Annotated in this window: 9 protein-coding genes and 1 pseudogene; 4 read left to right on the top strand and 6 right to left on the bottom strand. The window is 41.1% G+C overall.

What is annotated here, in order from left to right; translation table 11 throughout:
* Positions 1 to 116: 116 nt before the first annotated feature.
* The gene (locus KSU66_RS18000) at positions 117 to 1,835 is read left to right on the top strand and encodes an ABC transporter ATP-binding protein (protein ID WP_269052850.1); all 1,719 of its coding nucleotides are present in this window, start codon (positions 117 to 119) and stop codon (positions 1,833 to 1,835) included.
* 77 nt (positions 1,836 to 1,912) lie between these two features.
* Here KSU66_RS18000 and hflX read toward each other — a convergent pair whose 3' ends face one another.
* The gene (gene hflX, locus KSU66_RS17995) at positions 1,913 to 3,184 is read right to left on the bottom strand and encodes a GTPase HflX (protein ID WP_269052849.1); all 1,272 of its coding nucleotides are present in this window, start codon (positions 3,182 to 3,184) and stop codon (positions 1,913 to 1,915) included.
* A 210-nt stretch (positions 3,185 to 3,394) separates the two neighbouring features.
* On the opposite strand from hflX, the gene KSU66_RS17990 reads away from it, so the two are divergent.
* Positions 3,395 to 3,865, top strand: a complete 471-nt coding sequence (locus KSU66_RS17990; RefSeq protein WP_269052848.1) for a nucleoside deaminase — start codon at positions 3,395 to 3,397, stop codon at positions 3,863 to 3,865.
* 60 nt (positions 3,866 to 3,925) lie between these two features.
* Here KSU66_RS17990 and KSU66_RS17985 read toward each other — a convergent pair whose 3' ends face one another.
* Both KSU66_RS17985 and KSU66_RS17980 read right to left on the bottom strand, forming a co-directional pair.
* Complete coding sequence (locus KSU66_RS17985) at positions 3,926 to 5,557, bottom strand: AMP-binding protein (protein WP_269052847.1); 1,632 nt, start codon at positions 5,555 to 5,557, stop codon at positions 3,926 to 3,928.
* A 108-nt stretch (positions 5,558 to 5,665) separates the two neighbouring features.
* The gene (locus KSU66_RS17980; RefSeq protein ID WP_269052846.1) at positions 5,666 to 7,225 is read right to left on the bottom strand and encodes an FMN-binding glutamate synthase family protein; all 1,560 of its coding nucleotides are present in this window, start codon (positions 7,223 to 7,225) and stop codon (positions 5,666 to 5,668) included.
* A 102-nt stretch (positions 7,226 to 7,327) separates the two neighbouring features.
* Here KSU66_RS17980 and nfsA point away from each other — a divergent pair, with 102 nt between their 5' ends.
* Both nfsA and KSU66_RS17970 read left to right on the top strand, forming a co-directional pair.
* A complete protein-coding gene (nfsA, locus tag KSU66_RS17975) occupies positions 7,328 to 8,059 on the top strand; it encodes an oxygen-insensitive NADPH nitroreductase (RefSeq protein WP_269052845.1) in 732 nt (243 codons plus the stop codon).
* A 108-nt stretch (positions 8,060 to 8,167) separates the two neighbouring features.
* The gene (locus KSU66_RS17970; RefSeq protein ID WP_269052844.1) at positions 8,168 to 9,334 is read left to right on the top strand and encodes a class I SAM-dependent methyltransferase; all 1,167 of its coding nucleotides are present in this window, start codon (positions 8,168 to 8,170) and stop codon (positions 9,332 to 9,334) included.
* 95 nt (positions 9,335 to 9,429) lie between these two features.
* Here KSU66_RS17970 and KSU66_RS17965 read toward each other — a convergent pair whose 3' ends face one another.
* The 3 genes and pseudogenes from KSU66_RS17965 to KSU66_RS17955 all read right to left on the bottom strand — a co-directional run bounded on the left by KSU66_RS17965 (position 9,430) and on the right by KSU66_RS17955 (position 10,967).
* On the bottom strand, positions 9,430 to 10,587 hold the full coding sequence (locus tag KSU66_RS17965) for an alpha-hydroxy-acid oxidizing protein (protein WP_269052843.1): 1,158 nt from the start codon (positions 10,585 to 10,587) through the stop codon (positions 9,430 to 9,432).
* A gap of 45 nt (positions 10,588 to 10,632) precedes the next feature.
* Positions 10,633 to 10,770: pseudogene (locus KSU66_RS17960) on the bottom strand (metal ABC transporter permease); the annotation flags it as partial.
* 8 nt (positions 10,771 to 10,778) lie between these two features.
* Positions 10,779 to 10,967: a hypothetical protein gene (locus KSU66_RS17955; RefSeq protein ID WP_269052842.1), complete on the bottom strand. Its 189-nt coding sequence runs from the start codon at positions 10,965 to 10,967 to the stop codon at positions 10,779 to 10,781.
* Positions 10,968 to 11,015: the final 48 nt, after the last annotated feature.

The raw sequence follows: 11,015 nt of genomic DNA, 5'->3' as shown, positions 1-11,015 counted from the left end.
ATTCTATTGAACTAATCTACATCCCTTCTTAATTCTATTACTTAGAAACGATATGTCGTTTTCCGCTCTTTAAATTGCTATACTATCCATTACAACGAGAATGGAGAATGTATTTTATGCTTAAAAAGTTTTTTTCTTATTATAAACCTCATAAACGACTTTTCATCATTGACTTTTCAAGTGCGATTTTTGTCGCTTTGCTCGAACTCGCCTTTCCACTTGCCGTTCAATGGTTTATCGATAAACTATTGCCGGGCGGCGATTGGGGAAAAATCGTCACTATAAGCATTCTGCTACTAGTTATCTACATATTCAGTACTTTTTTACAGTATATCGTCAGCTATCTTGGACATAAGCTTGGCATTAATATTGAAACGGATATGCGTCAGCAGTTGTTCAATCATGTGCAACGACAATCATTTCGATTTTTTGACAACACAAAAACGGGTCACATCATGAGCCGGATTACGAATGACTTATTCGATATTGGAGAACTTGCACACCATGGTCCCGAAGATTTGTTCATCGCAATTATGACACTTGTCGGAGCATTTATTCTTATGTACAACATCAATCCAGAACTTGCACTTATTGCAATCGTTATGGTTCCTTTACTTATTATCTTAGTTACATTCTGTAACGTAAAAATGAATGCCGCTTGGACAAATATGTACGGAAAAATTGCCGATGTGAACGCGCGCGTAGAAGACAGCGTTTCTGGTGTCCGCGTTGTTCAATCATTTACAAATGAAGACTTTGAAATCGGACGTTTCAAAACAGATAATGGGAATTTCCGACTTGCCAAACTCGTTGCATACAAAGTGATGGCTTGGACCCATTCGAGTATGTATATGATGACTCGACTTATGACACTTATCGTACTCGTCGTTGGTGCATGGTTTTCATTCAACGGAAAGCTGTCGTACGGGGAGCTGGTCAGTTTCATTTTATTCGTCAACTTACTGATCAAACCCGTCGATAAAATTAGTGCACTTCTTGAATTGTATCCGAAGGGAATGGCCGGATTCAGGAGATTCCAGGAACTTATTGAAGTGGATCCTGATATTGAGGATCGACCGGGCGCGGTTGCCGTCGATCATTTAAGTGGGAACATTACGTTCGACGATGTCCACTTTACATATGATGCCCACCAAGCCGTGCTCGAAGGCATCGATTTGAAGATTCAGGCAGGAGAAACAGTCGCATTTGTTGGCCCGTCTGGTGCTGGAAAAACGACAATTTGTTCACTCATACCTCGTTTTTACGATGTGAATGAAGGGGCTATTTCAATCGATGGAATGGACATCCGGGATATGACGAAAAAGTCTTTACGGGAACAAATTGGTATCGTTCAACAAGACGTCTTCCTTTTCACGGGTACAATTCGTGAAAACATCGCCTATGGAAAAAGGGATGCGACGAATGAAGAGATTTACGAAGCCGCGCGAAAAGCACATTTGGAAGATATGATTGACGCACTTCCAGTTGGCTACGACACACAAATAGGTGAACGTGGCTTAAAACTTTCAGGCGGACAAAAACAGCGTCTCGCCATTGCTCGCATGTTCCTAAAAAATCCACCCATTCTTATTCTAGATGAAGCGACTTCCGCACTCGATACGGAAACGGAACGTATTATTCAGCAATCTCTTGCGGAATTAGCGGAAAACCGAACGACACTTGTTATTGCGCATCGTCTCGCTACTATTCGTGACGCAGACCGGATTTTAGTTATAACGGAGGATGGCATTGCGGAAGATGGAAAGTATGAAGAACTTGTCAAAAAAGACAGCCATTTTGCTCGGCTGCATAATATTCAGTTTCAAGAACTCTAATTGAAAAAGGTGCATTGCGTGACCGATTCGGGTCAAACGCAATGCACCTTTTCTTGTCTAAACTACAGTGAGTGTTCTTAGTAGCTCGTGATAAATTCTTCGAAACGTTCCCGGTCGTGCGCAAGCATCTCTACGGTCATATAGGTTCCTTCTTCTTCATATGCCGTTTCTTTCACATTCGCTTTATCATTCAAATAAGAGACGACGTCGCCGCGATCAAATGGAACGAGCAATTTGCATGTGATATATTTATCAAAAACATAACTTTTTATTAATTCGACAAGTTCGTCTAACCCATCTCCATCTTTTGCGGATAGCCAAATATTATTATCGCTTACTTTTGGATACTTCATATCGGCAAGATCCGCTTTGTTGAAGACGTTAATTGTCGGGATATTTTCAACACCTACATCGCTCAATGTTTGATTGGTCACATCCATCATAAACCTGTATTCAGGGTGAGACACATCTACTACTTGCAAAAGTAAATCTGCATTTCTTGCCTCTTCAAGTGTCGATCGAAATGCTTTCACAAGATGTGTTGGCAGTTTTCCAACAAAACCAACTGTATCTGTCAGAAGAAACTCTTTATTATCCGGCAATCTTACCCGCCGAACTGATGTATCTATTGTAGCAAAAAGCATATCTTTCTCAAAAACTTGTTTCGTCACTTCGGCATTCATTTTCTTAAGAATCCCGTTCATAAGTGTCGACTTGCCCGCGTTCGTATAGCCAACGAGTGAAACGACAGGGGTCCCGCTTCTCTTCCTTTGCTTCCGCTGTGTTTCACGTTGATATTGTACACCTTCAAGATCCCTTTTCAGTTTAGCTATCTGGTCCTCGATAATTCTTCGGTCTAGCTCAAGCTTTGTTTCCCCAGCCCCTTTGTTCTGTAAACCTCCGCCCGTTCCGCCGGCTTGTCTACCTAATGAAGCACGAAGTCCAATTAATCGTGGCAACATATATTGAAGCTGTGCAAGATCCACCTGCATCCGTGCCTCGCTCGTTCGTGCACGGCGTTCAAATATATCAAGAATAAGCATCGTTCGGTCAATCACTTTGCACTCAAGTCCATTTTCTAAATTCCGAATTTGTGAAGGAGACAATTCATCATTAAAAATAACTACGTTCGCATCCGCTTCTTCATAGAAATTACGTATTTCCTCAATTTTTCCTGTTCCTACATAATGAGATGGATTTCGTCGCTCTAGATTTTGTGTAACCGTACCGACAACTTCAACGTCAATTGCTTCCGCTAAATTTTTCAGTTCTTCCATTGAATATTCAAAGTGCTCATCTGTTTGTATATGTACACCGACAATTACGGCACGTTCAACTAATATATCCATGTATTATCCCCTTCCAATTGCCCCATAAGTCCCTCCATCTTAACATGCACAATATTCCATCACAAATTAAGCAGCTATTCCTATAGCTTATCCAATCAAATGACAATATATGTCGTACTTGTTGTATGATAAACAAAGCAGGACATCTTTCTTATAATTACCCCCCGATTTCCCGGGAAATACTTATATTCGACAAGGAGAATTTGTTTAATGACCCATGAAAAATGGTTGCAGCAGACAATAACTATGGCAGTTGAAAATGTGAGGAATGGTGGCGGCCCTTTTGCAGCTATCATTGTTAAAAACGACAAAATTATCGGTAAAGGAACCAATCTTGTTCACCTTCATAATGACCCATCGGCCCATGCGGAATTGCTTGCAATTCGGGAAGCTTGTTCTACACTCGCATCCGTCGACCTTTCCGATTGCGTGCTATATGCAAGTGGCGAACCGTGTCCAATGTGTTTAGGTGCCGCATACTGGGCAACTGTTGGCAATATCTATTATGCATGCAGTAAGACGGACGCATTGCTCGAAGCTGATTTCACAAATCCATTAACCCACTTCTTTAATGATCAGGATGAAGTCCCCGAAAATCGCTCGGTGCCCTTTATTCAGATGAAAACACAAGACAACTTGGCACCTTTCCATGAATGGAATAAGATTCAAAATACAAATTAAGCATAATTTCACAAAAAACAAGCGTATTCCCCCTGTATGAAAAGGAATACGCTTTTTTCATTACCCTATTTTCTTTAGTGACATTTCCTGCAATTTAAACTTCATAATTTTCCCCGAAGCGGTCATTGGAAATTCATTCACAAATTCGATATACCTTGGAATCTTATGGAATGATATTTTCCCTTTACAATATTCACGTACAGATGCCTCAGTGAGATCTGCGCCTTCTTTCAGGATAATCCATGCCACAAGTTCTTCACCGTATTTTTCGTCAGGAACACCGACAATTTGTACATCAGCAATTCCCGGAAGTGTGTAAAGGAATTCTTCCACTTCCCTTGGATAAATATTCTCGCCGCCTCGAATGACCATATCCCGGATTCGGCCCGTAATGTCGATATATCCTTCCTCATCCATTATCGCAACATCACCTGTATGGAGCCATCCTTCGTGGTCAATCGCTTCTCGTGTTGCTTCATCGTTATTATAATAACCTTTCATCACATGATATCCACGCGTACAAAGTTCACCTGGTACACCGATGGGTAACTCTTCTCCAGTAGCAGGATCTATCACTTTCACTTCAACATTCGGATGTGGTTTTCCAACAGTCGACACCCGCTTCTCAATAGGATCATTCGTTTTCGTCTGTGTTATGACTGGAGATGACTCCGTTTGGCCGTAGCAAATCGTTATTTCACTCATCCCCATATCTTCAATGACTTGCTTCATGATCTCTATTGGACATGTTGTTCCTGCCATAATACCTGTCCGTAGCGATGACGTATCATAATTTTTAAAGTTCGGATGATTCAATTGCGCGATGAACATCGTCGGGACGCCAAGAAGTCCCGTGCACTTCTCATTCTGAACTGCTTTCAGGACTTCCTCCGGATCGAATTGCTCAATGACTACCATCGTAGAACCGTGTGTAACCGCTGCCAATGTTCCTAGAACACAACCGAAACAATGGAAAAACGGAACAGGTATACATACACGATCTTCATCTGTTAACTTCATATAGTCCCCAATCTGCTTACCGTTGTTGACAACGTTATTATGCGTCAACATAACTCCTTTCGGAAATCCAGTTGTCCCCGATGTATATTGAATGTTAATGACATCGTCCGGATCTAGTGAAGCGAATCGCTCTTCAAGCACTTCATCGGACACACCTTCAGCATGTGCCATAAATTCGGACCACGTATACATTCCTTTTTCTTCACGCTCTGTCATCAAAATAACGCGCTTGAAATACGGAAGTTTTTCACTTGTAATCATACCGTCCTCACTGTCCACAAGTTCTGGGCAAATAGCACGTATAATATCGATATAACTTGTTCCTTTAAAGCTCTCATCCAAAATAAGCGTTGTTGAATCGGACTGTCGAAGTAAATACTCTAATTCCGCCGCTTGGTAATTTGTGTTTACCGTTACGAGGACTGCGCCCATCTTCCCTGTTGCATACTGACTTAACAGCCACTCACGTTTGTTGCTAGACCAAATGGCAACATTGTCACCTTTTTCAATACCCATGCCAATAAATGCTTTCGCAAGTAAATCCGTCTCCGCATCAAATTCTTTATATGTTTTACGAATGCCATGTTCAGGATATACATAAGCTTCCTCATTCGGATACTTCGATGCTTGATCCCTAACGATTTCCCCAACTGTCTTGTTTAATAATGTCATATCTATTCCCCCTCGTAACTTTACCTATACATACATTATGTTATCACAAAATTTAAAACAATTGTATTATTTATTGTGTACAATAGATTTCGGAAGAATAAACATTATTCAATCCAAGGAAGTTACACGTCCACGCTCATCTTTATAAACGACGTGATGCCTTTCGAATTTCGTCGGTGAATCCAGTCCCGCTGCCGCTGCAATTCGGAAAAGCCCTTCACGCATCGTTAAAATGTAATTCGTTACACGGAATTTCTTCTCTTCTACAACAAGCCCTTGTTGCAACTTTGGATCTGTCGTCGCAACGCCGGCTGGACACGTATTTGTATGGCAACGTTCTGCCATAATACAGCCAACCGAAATCATAAAACCACGTGCAATTTGAACAAGATCTGCACCCATCGCAAGAACAATTGCGGCGCGGTCTGGTGTTGTAATTTTCCCCGAAGCAATAATTTTTATCCGATCGCGTACGTCAAACTTCTTTAACGCATCATCCAATAGAATCAATGCCGAACGAAGGGGCAAACCTACGCTGTCCGCAAGATCTTGGTAAGTTGCTCCAGAACCACCTTCACCACCATCTACCGAGATGAAGTCAGGACCCATTCCTGTTTCATGCATGAACGATGCAAGCTCTTCCGCATCTTGTTGTCCACCTATAACCACTTTAATACCAACCGGTTTGCCTGAATGTTGACGAATTTTCTCAATAAATTCAAATAGGGTAGGAAAGTCTTCAAATTGATGAAAACGGTTTGGGCTATTTATTGATGTCCATGGCATAACGTTTCTAATGGCTGCAATTTCTTCTGTTACTTTCGCACCCTCAACATGCCCACCGCGCATTTTCGCCCCTTGTGCCAACTTAATTTCAAATGCTTTCACTTCTGACATCTCAGCCTTTTCACGAAGTAAATCCCAGCTAAACTCCCCCTCTGAAGTTCGAAAACCAAACAGTCCTGAGCCAATCTGAGCAATAATATCTGCCCCCCCGGCTAAATGGTGGTTTGAGAGCCCTCCCTCACCGGTATTCATCCACGCTCCTTTTGCCATTCCGATTCCCTTTGACAAAGCCGTAATTGCGTTCTCTCCGAGTGCCCCATAACTCATAGCAGACTGCCCCAACAAGCTACGAACCTGGAATGGATGCTCACAATTTGGACCAAGGACCACTGCATCCTCTTCCGGCAACAACCATGGCAACGTCGGAATTTCTTCGCGATGCTCTTTTCTAGAAAATAAGTTATCTGCATCCACAACATAGCGCATCGTATCAACGAGATTTTCATTATCTACACGCATTTCCTCATTTTGCTTCGTAAACATTGCGTTTCTTATATAATATCCAGCTTCTTGAAAATCGCGCTTCGAGCCAAAACCAATAACACTATTCAAATATTTACCTGGAAGTACCATATGTAAATATTCTTCACGGTTAAATGGTTTACCGTCGTTATCATCATCGAATAAGTATTGCCTAAGTTCTGGACCCGTCTTCTCAAGAATATAGCGCACCCGTCCCAAAATCGGGTAGTTTCGCAAAATAGCATGTTGTTTTTGTTTCCGATCATAAAGATAGAGATAAAGTACACTGCTAATCGGGGTGATGATTAGGAATATAATCAAAATCGCTGTCGTTATCGAAAGACTTTCAATCCAAATCATAACTTCACACCTTTCTGAGCTTTATTGGTAGTTTATCACGAATCATGTCTGTTACTATTGCATTATCAAACTATTTAATATACTTTTTCCTGGAGGGATTTCATGGTTATCGATTTATTGACATCACATGCATCTGTTAGAAAGTACAAAAACGTTCCACTTAGTAAAGATGAAGTACATGAGCTCATTCGTGCAGGCCAGCATGCAGCAAGTTCCCATTTCGTTCAAGCATATGCGGTCATTCATGTAACCAACCAGGCAAAGCGTGAAAAGGTCGCTGAATTATCAAAAAATCCACAACAAATTTTAGGTGCAGGGGCTGTCCTCGTATTTTGCATGGACTATAACCGCCTAAAGAAAGCCGCGAATTTATTGGAAAAGGATATCGACTTTTCAGTTGCTGAAAACGTACTTGTTGGCGCGGTAGATGTCGGGCTGTTCGCCCAAAATGTTGTCATCGCGGCCGAATCCAAAGGATATGGCATTTGCTTTATAGGCGGTGTTCGGAACGCACCCGGGGAAATAAGTGAATTACTCCACCTGCCGGAAGGCGTTGCACCTTTATTTGCTATTACTATCGGCGTACCCGACGAGGCAAATGAAGTAAAGCCTCGACTTCCCGTTGAAGCCATCATTCACGAAAATGGATATGACGAAAAAAAGTATGATGAACTTCTTCCCGCCTACGACCAAACGATGAACGATTACTATATGAGCCGTGGTTCCAATCAAAAAAATGCAGCTTGGTCTGATTCCATGGCAACGTTTTTAAAAGAACCAAGACGAACTCATATGAAAGCATTTTTGAAAAAACAAGGATTTGAATTTAAATAACCAGATGAAAAACGAATAATAAGTGAAGGAGTTGGCGGTCGCCAACTCTTTTTTGTTATGCTGTATAGAATAAGTTTGGTGAGAATCACCTTCCAAGGAGCGATTGCAATGGATTTTGAAGAATTACTCGACGTGTTGACTAGCCGGCTGACGAATGGAACATTCATTGGCGGTACAATTAGCCAGTCCCGCACAAAAACAGATGACTTAAAACGGGTGAAAGTAAAGGCAGTAGAAATAAAAGAACAATTGCATATTCAATTTGAATATCAATATGAACGAATATTAAATCATGAAAACGTGACGCCCGAAGAATTGCGAAGCCATTTACAGCAACTACTTGAACGTTTCAGACAACTACACATAGAATTTACAGATGAAAAGATTCAAGTTCAGCTGACGAAGAAATTTAAAGTGATGTGGAAATCCGAAAAAGTGACATCCGAAAAAGTAGTCGACCTTTCCCATAACCGAAAGAAAAATTATTTACTCGATGAACACACACCGTACCCATTCCTCGTACGACTCGGTGTTCAAACCCCCGACGGCAAAGTAAAAAAACAAAAGCACGACAAGTTTAGACAAATTAACCGATTTGTCGAATTCATCGACGACTCACTCGCGCACTTGCCAAAAGACCGAACGATTCGAATTCTTGATTTCGGCTCGGGGAAATCCTATTTGACATTTGCACTGTATCACTATTTGCGAATTGAAAAAGGCCTTGATATTAAAGTAACTGGGTTGGATTTAAAAAAGGAAGTTATTGAAGAATGCCGAACCATTGCGAAAGATCTTGGTTATAATGACCTTGAGTTTCTCGTCGGAGACATTAACGACTACAACGAAGAAACGTCGGTCGATATGGTCGTCACGTTACATGCATGCGATGTTGCAACAGATATGGCACTTGCGCGTGCTGTTAAATGGGGAGCGAAAGTTATTTTAAGCGTTCCATGTTGTCAGCACGAACTTTTCTCACAAATCCAATCGCCGGCACTCGATATTATGCTCCAACACGGCTTAATAAAAGAGCGATTTTCTGCTCTCGCAACAGATTCCATCCGTGCGGAACTCTTGTCACTCGTAGGTTACGAAGCACAGTTATTAGAGTTTATCGATATGGAACATACACCGAAAAACGTCCTAATCCGTGCATATCATACAGGACGGAAAGCATCCGCTAGTGAACATAAACGCTACAATGAATTCCGAAATTTGTTACACGTCAAACCTTTTCTTGAGAAAGAATTAGGAGATTTGCTCAGCAAATAAATGATCGAAGCTATCCTTAAAAACACAAAGAGCCAATTCGTTTGCTAATAAACGAATTGGCTCTTTGTGTTTATGTCTAAAATCCCTTACTTTCTTCAAAAAACGGAGTGGGGGTTCTTAATTATTAAATTGCGAAGATCTTTTAATTTAGTAACGCCTGCTAATGAAATGGAAACCTTCATTTCTTGAAGCATATTTTCCAATACTTTTTCAACACCCTTTTGCCCGCCTACTGCCAAGCCATACATGAAAGGTCGACCGATTAGAACTGCATCCGCACCGAGTGCAATTGCTTTTACAATGTCAGAGCCTCGTCGAATTCCACTATCGAAAAGGATTGGCATTTTCCCTTCCACTGCTTCTACAATCGCCGGAAGCGCATCAATACTTGCAATGACACCGTCAAGCTGGCGCCCGCCGTGATTGGAAACGATAATTCCATCGATGCCATTGGCCACAGCCAACTTCGCATCCTCGGGATGTAAAATACCTTTTAAAAGAATTGGCAAAGATGTTCTTTTCTTTAATTCCGCTACCTTTTCCCAATTTAATGCGGGGTGCTGAATGTTATCCAATATACCTTGAATAACGGAGTCAAAATCGTTCATTGGAATCGACGACATAAATACTGGATCAGTCTCATAATTCGCTTTTCCAAAACCTTGCTTCAGCGGAGAATATTGATTGCGTACGTCTTCCTCACGCCATCCAATTACAACTGTGTCTACTGTTAAAACAATTGCCTCATAACCTGCTTCTTCCGCTCTTTTCACCATGCTATACGAAATTTCTTCGTCAGTGCTTGACCAGTAAAGCTGAAACCATTTTGGACTGTCGGCAGTTGCTTCTGCAATTTCTTCTATCGAATAACTAGATACTGTACTTTGAATAAAAGGAATACCAATTGCCGCAGCTGCTTTTGCAGTAGCAATTTCCCCATCCACATGCGCAATTTTTTGCATGCCGACGGGTGCAATTAGCAATGGATAAGGATATGTACGACCAAATAATGTTATAGACGTGTCCAATGTTGAAACGTCTTTCAAAAATCGAGGAACGATGGCATACTTTGAAAAAGAAGCGATGTTTCGTTGCAAAGTCTCTTCCCCACCAGCACCCGATTGGACATAGCCGAATGCACCAGCTGCCATACTTTCTTTTGCTTCTTTTTCCAATTCTTTAAAAGAAACCGGAAACACTTCGGATTGATTTATATTTTGTGAGAACAAGTCATTATTTTTAGCAAATTCCAAGTTTTTTCATCCCTTTCGAAAAAAACTATAGCCTTATCTTTGAAGTTAATCCTTTTTCAAGCGGGCCGAAAACCTGTTACCAATCGATTGAATACTTTGGACAAGAATAATAGGAATAAAGATCGTTATATACATAACATCGACTTCATATCTTAAATGGCCGTATCGGTAAGCTAAGTTTCCTTAGGTAATTAAGGTTGTACAGCATTCCAACCCTTTTCCCCCGATACAATATGAACTTTTTGTATGCCAAGTTCCGATAAAAGTAATTCTATTTCATCGAGTACCCCCTTACCAATTCTATAGTGGCCAGGTGCACCTTTAACAAGTGAAATTGTACTATCGTTCTCTCCCCCTAGGTTCTCTAGGATTTCGTACAAATAAAAAATCCCTCTCAAAAAAAGAGAGGAATTGAATACACTAAAAAA

The organism is Sporosarcina sp. G11-34, from assembly GCF_026931025.1.
This window is presented reverse-complemented; position numbering and strand designations above follow the sequence as displayed.

Excerpts from the sequence above, each read along its gene's own strand:
- KSU66_RS17990 (WP_269052848.1), top strand. The coding sequence starts at position 3,395 with ATGACCCATGAAAAATGGTTGCAGCAGACAATAACTATGGCAGTTGAA.
- hflX (WP_269052849.1), bottom strand. The coding sequence starts at position 3,184 with ATGGATATATTAGTTGAACGTGCCGTAATTGTCGGTGTACATATACAA.
- KSU66_RS18000 (WP_269052850.1), top strand. The coding sequence starts at position 117 with ATGCTTAAAAAGTTTTTTTCTTATTATAAACCTCATAAACGACTTTTC.
- nfsA (WP_269052845.1), top strand. The coding sequence starts at position 7,328 with ATGGTTATCGATTTATTGACATCACATGCATCTGTTAGAAAGTACAAA.
- KSU66_RS17970 (WP_269052844.1), top strand. The coding sequence starts at position 8,168 with ATGGATTTTGAAGAATTACTCGACGTGTTGACTAGCCGGCTGACGAAT.
- KSU66_RS17985 (WP_269052847.1), bottom strand. The coding sequence starts at position 5,557 with ATGACATTATTAAACAAGACAGTTGGGGAAATCGTTAGGGATCAAGCA.
- KSU66_RS17980 (WP_269052846.1), bottom strand. The coding sequence starts at position 7,225 with ATGATTTGGATTGAAAGTCTTTCGATAACGACAGCGATTTTGATTATA.